16 protein-coding genes are annotated in these 15961 nt (G+C 52.5%); 8 read left to right on the top strand and 8 right to left on the bottom strand.

Annotated elements, in window-relative coordinates:
* Positions 1 to 59 precede the first annotated feature (59 nt).
* Entirely contained in the window at positions 60 to 923 is an 864-nt protein-coding gene (locus MFLA_RS03955) for an NAD kinase (RefSeq protein ID WP_048811847.1), read from the bottom strand.
* 162 nt (positions 924 to 1085) lie between these two features.
* Between MFLA_RS03955 and hrcA the strand changes: the two genes are divergently transcribed.
* From hrcA to MFLA_RS14350, 8 genes are all read left to right on the top strand, one after another.
* On the top strand, positions 1086 to 2105 hold the full coding sequence (gene hrcA, locus MFLA_RS03950; protein ID WP_011479138.1) for a heat-inducible transcriptional repressor HrcA: 1020 nt from the start codon (positions 1086 to 1088) through the stop codon (positions 2103 to 2105).
* Positions 2106 to 2180: 75 nt separating this feature from the next.
* Entirely contained in the window at positions 2181 to 3215 is a 1035-nt protein-coding gene (gene hemH, locus MFLA_RS03945; protein WP_011479137.1) for a ferrochelatase, read from the top strand.
* A gap of 109 nt (positions 3216 to 3324) precedes the next feature.
* Complete coding sequence (gene rfaD / locus MFLA_RS03940) at positions 3325 to 4305, top strand: ADP-glyceromanno-heptose 6-epimerase (RefSeq protein WP_011479136.1); 981 nt, start codon at positions 3325 to 3327, stop codon at positions 4303 to 4305.
* Positions 4306 to 4324: 19 nt separating this feature from the next.
* Positions 4325 to 4888 carry a D-sedoheptulose 7-phosphate isomerase gene (locus tag MFLA_RS03935; RefSeq protein ID WP_011479135.1) on the top strand — a complete coding sequence of 188 codons (564 nt, stop codon included), beginning with the start codon at positions 4325 to 4327 and terminating at the stop codon, positions 4886 to 4888.
* Between the two features lie 22 nt (positions 4889 to 4910).
* Entirely contained in the window at positions 4911 to 6377 is a 1467-nt protein-coding gene (gene hldE, locus MFLA_RS03930) for a bifunctional D-glycero-beta-D-manno-heptose-7-phosphate kinase/D-glycero-beta-D-manno-heptose 1-phosphate adenylyltransferase HldE (RefSeq protein ID WP_011479134.1), read from the top strand.
* Positions 6377 to 7417, top strand: coding sequence for a lipopolysaccharide heptosyltransferase II (gene waaF / locus MFLA_RS03925; RefSeq protein WP_011479133.1), 1041 nt, complete (start codon positions 6377 to 6379; stop codon positions 7415 to 7417). Before hldE ends, waaF begins: the two co-directional genes overlap by 1 nt.
* Positions 7418 to 7429: 12 nt before the next feature.
* Entirely contained in the window at positions 7430 to 8056 is a 627-nt protein-coding gene (locus tag MFLA_RS14355; protein ID WP_011479132.1) for a hypothetical protein, read from the top strand.
* The gene (locus MFLA_RS14350; protein WP_195742074.1) at positions 8025 to 8954 is read left to right on the top strand and encodes a hypothetical protein; all 930 of its coding nucleotides are present in this window, start codon (positions 8025 to 8027) and stop codon (positions 8952 to 8954) included. Before MFLA_RS14355 ends, MFLA_RS14350 begins: the two co-directional genes overlap by 32 nt.
* Here MFLA_RS14350 and MFLA_RS14345 read toward each other — a convergent pair.
* From MFLA_RS14345 to edd, 7 genes are all read right to left on the bottom strand, one after another.
* Positions 8941 to 9810: a DUF6625 family protein gene (locus MFLA_RS14345; RefSeq protein WP_011479130.1), complete on the bottom strand. Its 870-nt coding sequence runs from the start codon at positions 9808 to 9810 to the stop codon at positions 8941 to 8943. The genes MFLA_RS14350 and MFLA_RS14345 overlap by 14 nt on opposite strands.
* A gap of 9 nt (positions 9811 to 9819) precedes the next feature.
* On the bottom strand, positions 9820 to 10671 hold the full coding sequence (locus MFLA_RS03910; RefSeq protein WP_011479129.1) for an FkbM family methyltransferase: 852 nt from the start codon (positions 10669 to 10671) through the stop codon (positions 9820 to 9822).
* 22 nt (positions 10672 to 10693) lie between these two features.
* Entirely contained in the window at positions 10694 to 11788 is a 1095-nt protein-coding gene (locus tag MFLA_RS03905) for a glycosyltransferase (protein ID WP_011479128.1), read from the bottom strand.
* Between the two features lie 3 nt (positions 11789 to 11791).
* The gene (locus MFLA_RS03900; protein ID WP_011479127.1) at positions 11792 to 12481 is read right to left on the bottom strand and encodes a toluene tolerance protein; all 690 of its coding nucleotides are present in this window, start codon (positions 12479 to 12481) and stop codon (positions 11792 to 11794) included.
* Positions 12475 to 13143 (bottom strand): HAD family hydrolase, encoded by a 669-nt coding sequence (locus MFLA_RS03895; RefSeq protein WP_011479126.1) that lies wholly within the window; start codon positions 13141 to 13143, stop codon positions 12475 to 12477. The genes MFLA_RS03900 and MFLA_RS03895 overlap by 7 nt, the downstream gene beginning before the upstream one ends.
* A 95-nt stretch (positions 13144 to 13238) precedes the next feature.
* The gene (eda, locus tag MFLA_RS03890) at positions 13239 to 13868 is read right to left on the bottom strand and encodes a bifunctional 4-hydroxy-2-oxoglutarate aldolase/2-dehydro-3-deoxy-phosphogluconate aldolase (protein WP_011479125.1); all 630 of its coding nucleotides are present in this window, start codon (positions 13866 to 13868) and stop codon (positions 13239 to 13241) included.
* A 158-nt stretch (positions 13869 to 14026) separates the two neighbouring features.
* Positions 14027 to 15841 (bottom strand): phosphogluconate dehydratase, encoded by a 1815-nt coding sequence (gene edd, locus MFLA_RS03885; RefSeq protein ID WP_048811551.1) that lies wholly within the window; start codon positions 15839 to 15841, stop codon positions 14027 to 14029.
* Positions 15842 to 15961 lie beyond the last annotated feature (120 nt).

The raw sequence follows: 15961 nt of genomic DNA, 5'->3' as shown, positions 1-15961 counted from the left end.
CGAAGGACGGGCTGGCACGTCACCCAGGCATTGCGGCCGCATAGTTGCCATGATCATGCCTAGCCCCAATGCAGCTTTTCACGCAGGACATCATAATGGTTATGCCCCGGCGGATGCAGCAAGGTGATGGTGTTTTTCGCACGCTTGACCTGCACATGGTCGCCGGGCTGCAATGCCATTTTCATTTGCCCGTCCAGATGCACGCTGGCATCCTCGGCATGTACCACCTGAATCGATACCTGGCTGGCACTGCTGATGGCAATTGGACGGTTACTTAGTGTATGGGGACAAATGGGAACCAGGGCAATCGCATCCAGCGTGGGGTACAGTATGGGGCCCCCCGCGGAAAGTGAATAAGCGGTCGTGCCGGTCGGCGTCGCAACGATCAAGCCGTCCGAGCGCTGCCTTTGCACGAAATGCCCGTCAATATGAATTTCCAGCTCGATCAGGCGCGCCAGCCCGTTCTTGTTCACGACCACATCATTCAAGGCATACCCTTGCGCCACCGTCCTGCCTTCCCGAACGATGCATGCCTCGAGCAAGATGCGCTGCTCGGTATCAAACATACCATCCAATATCGCGGCCACGCTTTCCAGCATATGATCCGAATTGATATCGGTCAGGAAGCCAAAACGGCCGCGATTGACACCAACCAGCGGAATTTTGTAATCCACCAGGGCCCGCGCCACTGTCAGCATCGTGCCATCACCTCCCAGCACGATCGCCAGGTCGGCATAAGCGCCTATGGCGTTCATCTGCAGCGTGGTATAACCCTTGATGCTGGAGTGCTGCGCCGTCTTCTCCTCGATGAACACACCGATATGGCGCTCGCCAAGGAAACGCGCCAAGGAAAGAATCTGCTCCCGGGTTTCCGGGTTCATGTACTTGCCGATCAATGCCACTGTTTGGAAGGCGCTTTTCATGGCTGGCATTAAATCATAGAAGGTTGGCGCTTAAAACCCTTGCCGCTCGTCACAATCAATAATACATTGCGCGAGGTTCAGCTGTATCGGATAATTTTCTATTAAATATAGCCTGTCGGCATGCATTGAATTCACAATGACACACCCTCATTTATTACGCATATGCTAGACAAACGCGCCCAGATATTGCTGAAGACCCTGATAGAGCACTACATCAGTGACGGTCAGCCCGTTGGCTCACGCAAACTGTCAGTAGCCTCCGGGCTGGACCTCAGTCCCGCATCGATCCGCAATATCATGTCAGAACTGGAGGATCATGGCTTTATCGCCAGCCCACACACCTCTGCCGGCCGGATTCCCACCCAGCGGGGTTACCGTCTGTTCGTCGATACATTGCTCACTGTGCAGCCGCTGCAGAACCAGGAAATCCGCAAACTGGAAAATGTACTGTCTTCACCAGACCCCCAGGAACTCATCAACAAGGCTGCGGAACTCCTCTCCAGTCTGACGCACTTTGCCGGCCTGGTCATGATCCCCAAGCGTCAGGGCGCTGCTTTCCGCCATTTGGAATTCCTGCCCCTTTCTGAAAAACGCATCCTGGTCATCATCGTCACGACGGACGGCGCAGTGCAAAACCGCATCATTCTTGCCGAGAAGCCTTATAGCGCTTCAGACCTGACACAGGCGAGCAACTTCTTCAATCAGCACTACGCAGGCAATACGCTGGACGAGGTGAAACAGAAGCTGCATGAAGAGCTGAAGCAAATGCAATCCGATATGACCCGCCTGATGGCAGCCGCCCTGGAGGCCAGCAGCAAAACAGCGGACAACAAGGATGGCGTCGTCATTGCCGGTAAGCGCAATCTTCTGGATGTGCAGGACCTCTCCACCAACGTCAGCTCCCTACGCAAACTGTTCGAGATGTTCGAGCACCGCACTTCGCTCATGCAGCTGCTGGATCAAAGCCAGAAAGCCAGTGGGGTCCAGATTTTCATCGGGGGGGAATCAGGCTATCTGCCGCTGGATGAGTGCAGCATGGTGACAGCACCCTACGAAACCAACGGGCAGACCATCGGCACGCTGGGCGTGATCGGCCCGACGCGCATGGCTTACGAGCGCGTGATCCCCATTGTGGACATTACGGCAAAACTGCTATCTAATGCTTTGTCCAACAACCATTGAGTATGCCAGCCCAGCCCGCAGCATGACCGCGGACAATCAACGACAGCAATCCTCTGCCCAACCAAAGGAAATGGCATGGCTTATTACCTGAAAGAACCGAGCATTCCCACCCAGGAGCCTGAGCGTACCGGCATCCTAGTCATGAACCTGGGCACGCCCGAAGCCCCCACCGCCAAAGCCTTGCGACCTTATTTAAGGCAATTCCTCAGCGACCGCCGCGTCATTGAGCTGCCCCGCCCCCTCTGGTGGTTCATCCTCAACGGCGTCATCCTGGTACTGCGTCCACGGCAATCGGCACATAAATATGCCACAATCTGGGATAAGGAAGGCCCCCCCCTGATGGTGAACAGCCAGAAGCAAGCCAGACTGCTGGAAGGCTATCTCCACGAGGCAATATCCTCGCCATATGCTGTTGAGCTGGGCATGCGTTACGGCTCCCCGTCGATAGCATCGGCGCTCGGCAAGCTCAAAGCAAAGAATTGCAACCGTATTTTGCTGTTCCCACTTTATCCGCAATATGCGGCAAGTAGCAGCGCCTCTGCACTTGATGAAGCAATGCGCACGCTGATCCGCACACGCAACATGCCGGAAATCCGTACCATACGTGACTATCACGACCATCCGGCCTATATCCATGCAGTCGCCAAAAGCATCCGGCTCTATTGGCAGCAACATGGCAAACCGGAAAAGCTGGTCATGAGCTTCCATGGTGTCCCCCGCCGCACCTACGACTTGGGTGACCCTTATTACGACCAGTGCCAGACAAGTGGAAAATTGGTCGCCCAGGCATTGGGCCTCGAGGAAGACCAATACATGATTGCATTCCAATCCCGGTTTGGCACAGCAGAATGGCTGCAGCCTTATTTTGCACCTTCCATCCAGGCACTGGGCAAACAGAAACTACGCCGCGTGGATGTCGTATGCCCGGGCTTTTCCAGCGATTGCCTGGAGACCCTAGAGGAGATTGCCATGGAGGGGAAAAGCCTATTTCTCGAAGGTGGAGGTGGAGAGTACCATTACATTCCAGCCCTGAATGACAACGACACCTGGATAAAAGCCATGCGTGAAATCGCCCTGGACAATCTGCAAGGTTGGGTAACCCGGCGTTGAGTTTCGGAAGCCCCACGCATTTCTTTCTTCCCGGTGATGTATCGCTGCCTGCCCAAGAAGGAACTGGCTTTTGTTATACTCTCAGATTAGCTAGAAACGGATTCAAATAATGATAGTCATCACTGGCGGCGCAGGCATGATAGGCAGCATGATGGCCTGGCATCTCAATACCGTGCTGCAACGCGACGATATCGTGATCGTAGACCGCATTGCCCACCCTGAGCAATGGCAAAACCTTTGCCATCGCCGTTATGCCAATTACCTGGACAAGGACGAGCTGCTTACCTGGCTGCCCAAGATCGGCAAGATAGATGCCATCATCCATATGGGTGCCATCAGCGCCACCACGGAACGCGATTTCAACAAGCTGGTACAGGACAATATCCGCTATAGCCAATTGCTGTGGACGTGGTGTGCTGAGAATGAGGTGCCATTCCTCTACGCAAGTTCCGCTGCAACCTATGGCGGGGGTGAGTTCGGCTACGATGACGAAGAGTCGGCCATAGACCAGTTGCGTCCCCTGAATGGATATGGCTATTCAAAACAGTTTTTCGACCAGTGGGTATTGCGCCAATCCAGCGAAGGGCTGGCAACGCCGCCCCAGTGGTGCGGGTTCAAGTTCTTCAATGTATACGGCCCGAATGAATATCACAAGGAACGCATGGCCAGTGTCGCCTTTCACACGTTCAATCAAGTCCGCGAGCAAGGCAATGTCAAGCTGTTCAAGAGCCACAAGCCCGGCTTCGAGGATGGCATGCAATTGCGTGACTTTATCTATGTGAAGGATGCGGTTGCCGTGATGGCGCACTTCCTCGAACAACCCCAGCATTCCGGCCTGTTCAATATCGGTACGGGTGAAGCGCGCGCCTTCAGAGACCTAGCCAGCGCAGTCATGATCAGTATGGGGCGCGAACCCAGTATTGAATACATCGACATGCCACAGGACCTCATGGGCAAGTACCAATACTTCACACAGGCCAATATCAGCAAGCTACGCAATACAGGCTATACCGCTCCCTTCCAAACCTTGGAGCAAGGCGTGCAGGACTATGTCCAGCAATACCTGATGCAAACAGACCCTTATTGCTGAAATGGGCCAGGAGAATACCTTGAACGCTGTCGCAACCCTGAAACAGGCTTTCGCTGAACACCAAGCCGTCATAGCGGCGCTGGAGCCACTGCTCCCGAGCATTGCCGACGTCGCGCAGGCAATGCGCGCCTGCCTGGCCAAAGGTGGCAAGATACTGCTGTTCGGCAACGGCGGCAGTGCCGCGGACAGCCAGCATATCGCCGCTGAGATTGTCGGACGCTACAAGAAGGAGCGCCGGGGTTTACCCGCCATCGCCTTGACCACTGACACTTCCATCCTCACTTCGGTTGGCAACGACTACGGTTTTGACTTCATATTTTCCCGCCAAGTGGAAGCGCTGTGCTTGCCAATAGACCTCGTGATTGGCTTTTCCACCTCGGGCAATAGCCGCAATGTGGTGCTTGGCATCGAAAAAGCACGTGAAATCGGCGCCGTTACCGTCGCCATGACAGGCGGGAGCGGCGGCAAGCTGGCGAGTCTTTGCGATCATGTGCTGACCATGCCAACCAGTGACACCCCACGCATCCAAGAAGCCCACATTCTGATCGGGCACAGCCTGTGCGATCTGGTCGAAGCCGACTGACATTTCATTATCCTCAATTCATATGCGCGAGTCCTTCCTCGATACCATTCAGCACCATTTCGGACACGACCCAGTGTGGATACTGGTCGTCGGCGACCTCATGCTGGACCGCTACCTATTTGGCGATGTACAACGTATATCGCCGGAAGCGCCGGTGCCCGTTGTATTACTCAAGTCCCAGGATGAGCGTGCCGGTGGCGCAGCCAATGTAGCGGCTAACCTGGCAGGACTCGGAATCAAAACCAGGATCGCGGGAGTCATCGGTCAGGATGCCGAAGCAGAGACGCTGCTCGGATTAATGCATGATATCGGCGCAGATACGCAGCACATTCACTGCAGCGCATGCAGGCCCACCATTACCAAGACCCGCATCTTGGGTGGACACCAGCAAATGATGCGCCTGGACCAGGAGGATGCCGCAGCATTGTCAGCAGAAGAACAACTGGCCCTGCAAACCGCCATCGCCGCAGCACTGACTGATAGGCCTGCGGCCATCATTCTCTCCGACTATGCCAAGGGGGTGCTGAGTGAAACCCTGTGCCAGTCCATCATCGCACAAGCCACGGCCTCCGGCATCCCGGTGCTGGTTGACCCCAAGGGGCGCGACTACAGCAAATACCACGGTGCAACCGGCCTGACCCCGAATAAACGCGAAACCGCCGAAGCCTGCCATGTTGCCCCGCATGACGACCAGGCATTGCTTGCTGCTGCAGAACAATTGCGCCATACGCTGAAACTCGACTTTCTCGCCGTTACCCGCGGCGAGGAAGGCATCACGGTCCTGGACCGTCAGGGCAGCGCACATCTGGCAGCCACTGCGCGCCAGGTCTATGACGTTTCAGGTGCTGGCGACACCGTGATTGCTACACTTACCGCAGGCTTGGCACATGGCCTCCCCTTGCACGATGCGATCGAGCTTGCCAACATCGCGGCAGGCATTGTGGTGGGCAAGGTCGGCACGGTGCCGATCAACAAGGCAGAGCTTGAACAGGAGCTGCAATCCCAGCAATCCGCCGCACAGGCAGACAAGGTATGCAATCTGGACAGCCTGCTGGCTCGCGTGCAAAACTGGCGACATCAAGGCGAGCGCATCGTCTTTACCAACGGCTGCTTCGACCTGCTGCATGCCGGGCATGTGACCTATCTGGAGGCAGCCCGGAATACCGGAGACCGACTAGTGTTAGGCCTCAACACGGACCGCTCGGTGAGCGCATTGAAAGGCCCAAGCCGCCCGGTGATCCATGAACAGGATCGGGCTCGCGTGCTTGCCGCGCTCGAGTCCGTGGACGCCGTCATCCTGTTTGACGAAGACACGCCAATTGATTTGATCAACGCCATCCGTCCCGACGTCATCGCCAAGGGCAGTGACTACACAGAAGACCAAGTAGTGGGTGGTGCAGAAGTCAAATCCTGGGGCGGAAAAGTCGCATTGATTGACGTCGTACCCGGGCGCAGCACTAGCAATATCATCCGCAAACTTGCATCCTGATGGCTGAGGTTCGCCAGGTGACCAATACCCAGCAAGACAAAATCCTCATCATGGGCCCTTCCTGGGTGGGCGACATGGTACTGGCACAAAGCCTGTTCAAGATACTCAAACAGCAAAAACCTGACTGCATCATCGAAGTTGCGGCGCCTGGGTGGACACTACCGCTGCTGGAGCGCATGCCGGAAGTCGATGCCGCCATTCCCCTGCCATTCAAGCATGGCCAGCTGGCATTGAGGGAACGTATCCGCTTTGGCCGCCGCTTGAAGGATAGGCATTACACACAATCCATCATGCTCACCAACTCCCTTAAATCGGCCATCCTCCCCGCTGCCAGCGGCATCAAGCGGCGTACCGGCTTCCTCGGAGAAATGCGCTATGGCCTCCTCAACGACATCCGCCCTCTCGACAAAACCAGACTGCCAAGGACTGTGGACCGTTTTGTCGCCCTCGGCGTCAACCCAGATGCCGCAATTCCATCCGCAATCCCCAACCCCACCCTGGTGGCCAGTAAGGAAAATGCCCTAGCCTGCCTGACAAAGATGGACATTGATGTTCCGCAAGCCCCAGTGCTAGGCCTGTGCCCAGGGGCAGAGTATGGGGAAGCCAAGCGTTGGCCGATAGCATACTATGCCGAGGTCGCACGCGCAGCATATGCCCACGGATGGCAAGTCTGGTTGTTCGGCTCAGAGAAAGATGTCCCATTCACCGCAGAAATCAACCAGCTGAGCAACATGGTATGCCTGGATTTGGGTGGCAGAACCAAACTAGGAGATGCGATCGACCTGATGTCGCTATGCACCGCAGTGGTCAGCAACGACTCAGGCCTCATGCATGTCGCCGCCGCGCTCGATAAAAAACTCATCGCCATCTACGGCTCTTCCGATCCGCATCACACGCCACCAATGAGCAGCAAAGCGGTGATTGAGTACCTAGGCCTGGAATGCAGCCCGTGTTTTCAGCGGGAATGTCCACTGGGGCATTTGAACTGCTTGAAACAAATTTCACCCAAACACATTATTCATACGCTAACACTCAATTAACAGGCATTACGCATGAGCCTATTCTCATACAGCATTCGCCAACTGCATTTCATTTTCATTGCCCTGGCGCTGTTGTTTGCATCGTGGATTAACTATATTCAACATGGCTGGATCAATGGAGATTCTGTCCTGTATTTTGAAGCTGCGAGACTATTCAGCCTCGGGGAGTGGAAAGCGGGCATGGAAGTCTGGGGATGGCCATTCTTTCCATTTCTCATTGCAGGAGTACACAAATTAAGCGGACTGGATATCCACTGCTCCGCCCAAGTGTTGAATACCCTGTTATTTGGACTTGCTACAGCAAGTTTTCTTCAACTCATTCGAGAATCTGGAGGGCACAAAACTGCACTGATCTCGGGAGGACTGATTCTGTTCAGCTCCCAATATATTGTGGGCGACATTCTAACCATGCTACTTCGTGATCAAGGCTTCTGGGCTTTCTTCCTGACCAGCTTGGTGTTTCTCGTCCGCTACGCCAAGCACTACCGTATCAGGGATGCTCTGCTATGGCAGATTTGCATGATGCTCCGCCGCCCTATTCAGGATAGAGGGTATCAGCTATCTGGCACTACTACCACTGGCCGTGCTTTTCACCGCCCCGGGACCAATGAAACTCAAAGCATTTCTGCAAGCACATAGTTTGAACATATTTGCAGCTGTCGGTTTGCTAGCCTCCATATTAATTCTAGGCTTGAAAGCAACGGAATTAGGCCGATTACAGGAAATTCTCACTCTGGATATTTATCAACAACTCACCCAGAAACTGTTCACCCAAGCAAACATCATGGCAGAGCTCGTATTGGGAAAATACCTAGATGAGTTCGCTGTGCCTAGCCTGCTAATTACCTTTGCTTTCATCATCATTTTCAAAGTGTTTTATGCAACAGGCTTGGTCAATACGATTCTCAGCGTCTTTGCCATTACTGCTAAACCACTGTTAGTCACGCCCCCGGTAAAAACAATATTGAACGCTGGCATATTGATTTCACTGATCAATATATTCTTGATTATCACAAAAGTATTTGTCCTGTCAGGGCGATATGTCATTGCTCTCGCGCTGATACTTATGATCTATGCTACTTTTTACATGGCATATTTGTTTGATCGTTATAAAGCTGGGTTTCCAAAAAGCCGAGCCGGGCGTGCCATTCTATGGGTAATTCCAGCATCCATATTAATTGGCTTATTGACCAACCTATGGCCCAAGCCTACTGGCTTCAATCATGAGCAAGATGCCATTCGATGGTTGAAAGAACATCATATTGATAACCAAGATGTATTTTTTGATAGCGCTAGATTACGCTATTATGCGGGAGCGCCTTTTATAGGATCAGGAGGAAGATTTGTGTTGGATTCCATTCATAAAGGCAAAAATATTACTAAACCATTTGTCGTGATTGGTGGAATTAATAAGAGACATCCAGAACAACAAGAGGCATTTGCGGCTGAGTATCCACACTATAAAGAAATAGCACGGTTTAATGGCCCCTATAATAAAAAGTACACTGTTATTTACCAGAAGATCACACCACAGTAATTCCGCTTTCAGTCACAATCACTCTATCCTGCATATTGTTTAGATCAAGCATTGATAATGTATTAGATTTTGACCATTTATTCTTCCAAATCATGAAATGAAAATAAGGAAACTCTCTGTCTCCAGTCAAATTATTAGTAACCACCCCATCTTTCCAATACCATTCAGTTGGAAAATCATATGTGCCATCAATCCACGGTATTCCAGCATTAGGAGTTACATAAGCTTCATTAAACTCCCCCCGGGTCAACCATGAGTCAAATTTAGCTGCTATCCACCGAACAAAAAATGGAGAGTTTTTATGACGAAGAAATATTTTACTAAAATGTTTTTCATCGAATGCAACATGCTGATTGCTGCTAAATATCTGCTTCCATCCTTCGACTCGCATAAATGCTGTGCGCATTTCTTCAATATTTCGCATTAAACAAAGATGGCCTGACACACGTCTACCAGTAGTAGAAAACAAATCTTTTGACTGTAATCGATGGCAACTAAAATACGCTCGTAAATCACCATAGATTAAGTCTAGATCACCAAATCCCCAAAAGTCATAACTCTTAATTTCCTCGCTATGAATATATCCAAGAGCAGGCTTTATATCACATAGCTTATATGGGCTCTTTGGCGCAAACTCTATCCCAAGACTTTCCGATATACAACAACAGTAATTTTGATATGTCACATGCCTTATTTGAACATTCTTAGGGCAATTTTCAGGCAAATCGCAATCAGTATAAATTATCCAATTTACTGTTGGATTGGCGCGACACCCATGTAAGAATAAGGATATCCAAAATGGCCAGTTACCAAAATAAGGTATTAATATACAAATACTAGATCGCTCTTTTTGCATATTCTAATTTTATTGAGCAGAGGACGGAATAAAACGATATTTCCTGAAAATCCCTAAGTATCTTTCAGGAACAAGATAGATATTAGAGTATTTTTTCTCAGGAAAGAAACTGGACAATACCCAACGTCGATCAAAGTATTTGTAATAAAATCTTCTTAAAAACCCGCAAACACCTCTGCCATGAATCTTTCTACTATTGGTGATAGTAATAGAAAAAATAGTATACCCAGAAAACAAATTATTCAATAAATCATACTCAATAAATTCATCGAGGGTTTTTTTATTTTTATATTCTAACAGCAATAATGGCTGGTGTTGTTGAATGGTATGTTTCAAGCCTTTAAGAGCCGGCACCTCATGCCCTTCGACATCCATTTTTATAAAATCAACCTGATTTACTTGTCGTTGAGCCAAGTATTCATCTCCTATCAGCGTTCTGACTTTCAATCTTTGTCCATCTCCCTCCATGACTTCAAGGCTAGAAGACCCAAGATTGGCGTTATCTGGGATGAATATTTCCATTTCTTGGTCAACATCAGACAAGCCTACATTCACGACCTCTGCATTCTTGACATTATTTTGCTCAACATTGACCTTAAGGACCTGAAAGATAAAGTCAACAGGCTCAAATGCAATCAGATGGCGGGAATAATCAGCAATCACTAGCGCATGATTGCCAATATTAGCACCAATATCAAGGCTGGTTTCAGGCTTAATGTCTCCCAAAACATCTGCCAATGAATTTAAAATATTGCTGTCATACTCCCCTTTTTTCTGAATTTCCTGTGTGATCGCGTCACCCTCAAACGCGCTCAATACTTTCCCTCTTTTAGTCGTTAGCTTTACCAGGGAGCGATGCATCCCACTCTCCAATTCTGAATAATTAAATGAATAATAAGTCTTTGATGAATGTCAACATAAAGAAATGTTTTCTCGCAGCAGCATCACTAAATTTTTCATGCAGAATGTCAGCGGAAGAATTGGCAGCCTGAGGTAATCTACTGCGTGCAATCAGCAGACTCGACAAGTGATGAGGGTTTCCTAGTGAGAACAAATCTCCGTACCCATTCACCACTTCTGCCCCGCCCCCGCTATCACTGCAAATAATCGGCAACTCCGCCGCCATCGCCTCCAGCAATACCATGCCGAAAGGCTCGTGATCCGAGGTCAAGACAAACAAATCAAACGCCCGGAAATATCGTCTTGCTTCCGGCACCTGGCCTGCAAAGCGGACGTTTCCGGCAATACCCAGCTCGCTCGCCAATGCCTTCAGCTCCTGTTCCAGCGGGCCTTTACCCAGGATCAACAATAAGGTGTTCGCAGGCAGCTCAGGCAGTGCCTGGGCAAATCCACGCAACAGAGTCGCTTGGTCCTTGTCCCGGTGCAAGCGGCCGACATTGGCGATTACGTAAGTATCGTCTTCCAATTCAAGCAGGCGGCGGGCTTCCTGCCTGGGCAACAGGGATTGCCTGACCGCGTCCACGTCAATGCGGTTATACAAGGTCTGGATCTGCTCGGCGGGCCAGTGTTTGAGGTGCTGGCGCATTTCGTCCCGCACGGAATTCGACACGCATAGCATCAATATACGCTTGCGGTAGAAGTTGACGAGGATGCGCCGGGTGAACCGCCCGTAGTCATTGTAGTTATGGTGTACGCTCACCACTGGCAGACCGGTAGCGAGCAATGCCACATAGGTAGGCTTGGCGCGATGGGCAATGCAAAATGCGAAGTTCCGGCTTTTCACCAATTGCCGGATTTTCGCAATCGCCCCCAGCTTGAGCCCTTTTACCTGCTTGCTGCTGTAACCAAGAAAAACCACCTCATCGGATGCGCTGCCTCGCTCCACCTCGGGATCAGGTTTCCCAGTCAGGTAGACCGTCACCACCTTGTAGGGACTATCCTTGAACAAGGCAGCATATTGGCGGGCGCAATCGAGGAAGGGAGGATAATAGCTATGGCAGATATGCAGTACGTACATGGTTTAAGCACCGGATAAAAACTTCAGCCTCGACCTAAGCGCAGACGCGGCTTTGGGCGGCAATTGCGCCGTGGAGAAATAGCCATCCGCAAACACTTTGCGTTCGGCCATAGGCAATGACTCCCAATCAGCCTGGTAACGCTGCAGATGGCGGAAATTACGCGCGCGATGCCAGTTGGTCAGGCCATGCCGATACACCTTGAGATCGGCAATATCAATCAAGCCAAGCCGTCCATCCGGCGTCCTGACGACATTGCCAAAATGCAGCGAGCGGAAATAAACGCCATGCTGATGCAGTTGCGCGACAAAACGTCCAAAACTTTCCATGAGTCCATGCTCCGCCAGACCGGAGATATGCAGTTGCCGCAAGGTATGCCCCTGCAACGGCCGGTAGAGTACGGCAGTATCGGTACTTTCCTCGAAATGGAACAATTGCACGATCTCGACCGTAGGAACGCCGAGCCGCTTGAGCCTGTCCGCATTGCGGCAGAAATGGCGCGCGTAGGAGTACACGCGGGCCAAGGTAAAGGTATGGCGCACGCGGAACACCTTGAGGATATTGCCATTGTCCATCTGCAGCACTTTGATGCCGCGCTCATCCTGCTCGAGCACCTTGGCATTCCGGCTTAATTGCGCAAAGTCTTCCGGGGCAAGCAGGTGGCTGCTGCGAATATTCAGGCGGGGAATCAGCATGTATGCGTTAATAAGGCGTTGATATCGGGCAATGTGGCAATATCCTGGCTAGCGCAATAAGCCTGCCAACCGGGGAAATCGGTCCATTTGTGCAGAAAGACGAAATCCAGGCCGGCACGGCTCGACGATTCATGATCGTAGCGGCTATCGCCGATAAATATCGCGGGTCGGCGGATATTCTCGCGGCCGGTTTCGCGGGCCATGATCTCGTCCTTGTTATCCGGGCTGCCGAAAATGCCGCCATCAAACAATGAGGACAGCTTACGCTCGGCAAAAATGGCACGCAACTCCTCCTGGTCCCCGCCTGAAATCACCAGCCAATTGCTGGCTGCGGTTTTTTCACGCAGTGCTTGCAGCCCGGAAGCAATTTCACAGCTCGCCAAACGCTTGCGCACCTCGCGACCGAAATCCTGCAGCAAGAAATCCACGTCATCCTGCGTAAAGGGCTGCTTCAGGATCTGCTTGAGGAAATACTCGAATTTGACGAAGCGGGAAATACCGCCCAGCTTGATGTGGTAATCCACCAGTGCCTGCGCTTGCTGGTCGTTCGCGCCGAAGTTCTTGGCCGTGGCGTAATACGCCTCGATCTTGAGATGGTTGGAGTTGAGGATGACGCCATCGCAATCAAACACCCATGTGTGGTATTGCTCGAGATTCAGCATAGCGCGACCTGAAGGTTGGTGCCATAGGCAATTGGCATGTGCACAGCCTGGGGATATGAAGACTACAGGCCCCGAGAGGGGCCTGGTATTGCTTGTTAGGCTGCAGCCTTGATCGCACTGGCCTCGCGCGCCAGCTTGGTGATATGCGCCCAATCCTTGCGCGCCACGGCATCGCCAGGCGTGAGCCAGGTGCCGCCGCAAACCACGACGTTAGGCAACGCCAGAAACTGGGGAGCCGATTCTACCGTTAGCCCGCCCGTAGGGCAGAACTTGACATCGCCGAACGGGCCGGCAAAGCCCTTGAGTAGGTTAATGCCACCCACAGCAACAGCCGGGAACAGCTTGAGGAAATAGTAATCATCGGCATTTGCTTGCATGATCTCGCTACCGGTCGATACGCCAGGCAGCAATGGCAACCCCATTTCACGCGCAGCACGGCCCAGTTCACTGGTATAGCCTGGGCTAACGGCGAATTGACAGCCAACATCCTTGCAGTTTTGCGCATCCTTGATGTTGCGCACAGTCCCGGCACCCACGATGGCATCAGGCACGGCCTTGGCGATGGCCTCCATGGCCTGCAAGGCCACTGGCGTGCGCAAGGTCACTTCCAGTACCTTGATACCACCTTCGAGCAAAGCTTCTGCCATCGGCACCGCGTCTTCCACTTTGTTGATGACAATGACCGGGATGACTGGGCCATGGTTGGCTAAATCGAGTGTGCTCATGTTCTATATACCTATGGATTGATTATTAAAAATCTGCAAGCAGAAAGGCAAACTATATTGCCATTTCAAAATCGCGGAGGCCAAGGCGTTTGAGCGCAGACAGTACGGTAGTACGGCAAGCGAGAGCAAACGACGCATGGCCTGGTTTTTCAAATGGCTTAAAGCCAGGTAACAGCACCTTCTTCGGCACTATGCACATTCTTGCGCATGCCGCCGAACAATTCACGGCCAATGCCATGACTGTTGTTGTTGCGCTGCGCTTCGGTCATGACAGCCACGGGTCGGGCCTGCCATTCTTCATCATCGACCAAGGCGTTCAAGGTACCGACGATCGCATTGAGACGGATCATGTCACCTGTACGGATTTTGCCGATCGCGCCGCCAGCCACCGCTTCAGGGCTCAAGTGGATCGCAGCCGGCACCTTGCCAGAGGCGCCGCTCATGCGACCATCAGTCACGATTGCAACCCGGAATCCCTTACCTTGCAACACGGACAAAGGCGGTGTCAGCTTGTGCAGCTCAGGCATGCCATTGGCACGCGGACCCTGGAAGCGCACAACGGCGATAAAATCCTTCTCCAGCTCACCACGCTCAAACGCTGCCAGCAGCTCTTCCTGGCCATTGAATACGATGGCGGGCGCCTCGATGATCTGACGGTCTTCCGGTACGGCGGAGCTTTTAATCACGGAACGCCCGAGATTGCCCGTCAACAGGCGCAGGCCGCCAGTCGCGCTGAACGGCTTGGAGACATTGCGCACGATAGTCTCGTCAGGGCTTTCCTTGGGCAAGTCAACCCAGATCAGACCATCATCGGACTTGACCGGCTTCTTGCAGAAATCCCGCAAGCCGCCCAGCACGACAGAGGTAACATCCCCATGCATATAGCCGCCTTCGATCAGCTCGCGAATGACAAAGCTCGGTCCTCCGGCCGCCTGGAACTGGTTCACATCGGCCGTACCGTTAGGATAGACACGCGCCAGCAAAGGGGTATTCTGCGAGAGCTTGGAAAAGTCGGACCAGTCGATGATGATGCCAGCAGCCCTGGCCACGGCCACCCAATGAATCAGGTGATTGGTGCTGCCGCCGGTAGCCAGCAGCGCCACGATCGCATTGACGATGACACGCTCATCCACCATCTTGCCGATGGGCGTAAAGCGCTGGCCCTTCGTAATGGAAAGCACAGTCTTCACCGCCTCGCGGGTCAACAATTCGCGCATATCATCATGCGGATGCACAAAAGCAGCACCCGGCACGTGCAAGCCCATTGCCTCGATCAGCATCTGGTTACTATTGGCGGTGCCAAAGAAAGTACAGGTGCCAGCACCGTGATAGGCAGCGGATTCGGAAGCCAACAGTTCGTCCCGGCCCACCAGGCCCTGGGCATATTTCTCGCGCACCTTGGATTTGGTGGTGTTGTCTATGCCTGTCGCCATCGGGCCGGCGGGCACGAATAGGGTAGGCAAGTGACCAAAATGCAAGGCACCGATCAACAGTCCCGGTACGATCTTGTCACACACGCCAAGCATCAGGGCTGCATCGAATACGTCATGAGACAGGGAAATCGCTGTGCTCATTGCGATGGTATCGCGCGAGAACAGGCTTAACTCCATGCCAGGCTCGCCCTGGGTGATGCCGTCGCACATCGCAGGCACGCCGCCTGCTACCTGTACGGTAGCGCCATGTTTGCGCGCTTCGTCCCGGATGATGCTGGGGTAAGTCTCATATGGCTGGTGCGCCGACAACATATCGTTGTAAGCCGTCACAATCCCGATATGCGGGGCCTTTTCCGCTACGACACGAAATTTGTCGTTGCTCGGCAGGGCAGCAAAGGCATGCGCCACATTCGCACAGCCCAGACGGTCAGGGCCGCGCGTGCGGTTGATGATCTGGTCGATACGTTGCAAATAGGCTTTGCGGGTAGGTGCACTACGTTCCCGAATGCGCTCGGTGACTTCTATCAGGGTTTGTGTCATTAATGGTGTGCTGCTGAAAGTTGAATTTAGCCGGGAATTATCGCTGAAAGCGTTGGACATCGTCAAATTAACCACGACTGGGATAAGGTAAAAAAACCATGGGCTTGCAACTGCTGAGTC

It is taken from the genome of Methylobacillus flagellatus KT (genome assembly GCF_000013705.1).
In the GTDB taxonomy this organism is placed as follows: domain Bacteria; phylum Pseudomonadota; class Gammaproteobacteria; order Burkholderiales; family Methylophilaceae; genus Methylobacillus; species Methylobacillus flagellatus.
Note: the sequence above shows the minus strand (reverse complement) of the source record. Positions and strands in the feature narration are given on the sequence as shown.

Excerpts from the sequence above, each read along its gene's own strand:
- MFLA_RS03910 (WP_011479129.1), bottom strand. The coding sequence starts at position 10,671 with ATGCATCGCTCCCTGGTAAAGCTAACGACTAAAAGAGGGAAAGTATTG.
- hrcA (WP_011479138.1), top strand. The coding sequence starts at position 1,086 with ATGCTAGACAAACGCGCCCAGATATTGCTGAAGACCCTGATAGAGCAC.
- MFLA_RS03905 (WP_011479128.1), bottom strand. The coding sequence starts at position 11,788 with ATGTACGTACTGCATATCTGCCATAGCTATTATCCTCCCTTCCTCGAT.
- rfaD (WP_011479136.1), top strand. The coding sequence starts at position 3,325 with ATGATAGTCATCACTGGCGGCGCAGGCATGATAGGCAGCATGATGGCC.
- MFLA_RS14345 (WP_011479130.1), bottom strand. The coding sequence starts at position 9,810 with ATGCAAAAAGAGCGATCTAGTATTTGTATATTAATACCTTATTTTGGT.
- MFLA_RS03895 (WP_011479126.1), bottom strand. The coding sequence starts at position 13,143 with ATGCTGAATCTCGAGCAATACCACACATGGGTGTTTGATTGCGATGGC.
- MFLA_RS14355 (WP_011479132.1), top strand. The coding sequence starts at position 7,430 with ATGAGCCTATTCTCATACAGCATTCGCCAACTGCATTTCATTTTCATT.
- waaF (WP_011479133.1), top strand. The coding sequence starts at position 6,377 with ATGGCTGAGGTTCGCCAGGTGACCAATACCCAGCAAGACAAAATCCTC.
- eda (WP_011479125.1), bottom strand. The coding sequence starts at position 13,868 with ATGAGCACACTCGATTTAGCCAACCATGGCCCAGTCATCCCGGTCATT.
- MFLA_RS03955 (WP_048811847.1), bottom strand. The coding sequence starts at position 923 with ATGAAAAGCGCCTTCCAAACAGTGGCATTGATCGGCAAGTACATGAAC.
- edd (WP_048811551.1), bottom strand. The coding sequence starts at position 15,841 with ATGACACAAACCCTGATAGAAGTCACCGAGCGCATTCGGGAACGTAGT.
- MFLA_RS14350 (WP_195742074.1), top strand. The coding sequence starts at position 8,025 with ATGAAACTCAAAGCATTTCTGCAAGCACATAGTTTGAACATATTTGCA.
- MFLA_RS03900 (WP_011479127.1), bottom strand. The coding sequence starts at position 12,481 with ATGCTGATTCCCCGCCTGAATATTCGCAGCAGCCACCTGCTTGCCCCG.
- hldE (WP_011479134.1), top strand. The coding sequence starts at position 4,911 with ATGCGCGAGTCCTTCCTCGATACCATTCAGCACCATTTCGGACACGAC.
- hemH (WP_011479137.1), top strand. The coding sequence starts at position 2,181 with ATGGCTTATTACCTGAAAGAACCGAGCATTCCCACCCAGGAGCCTGAG.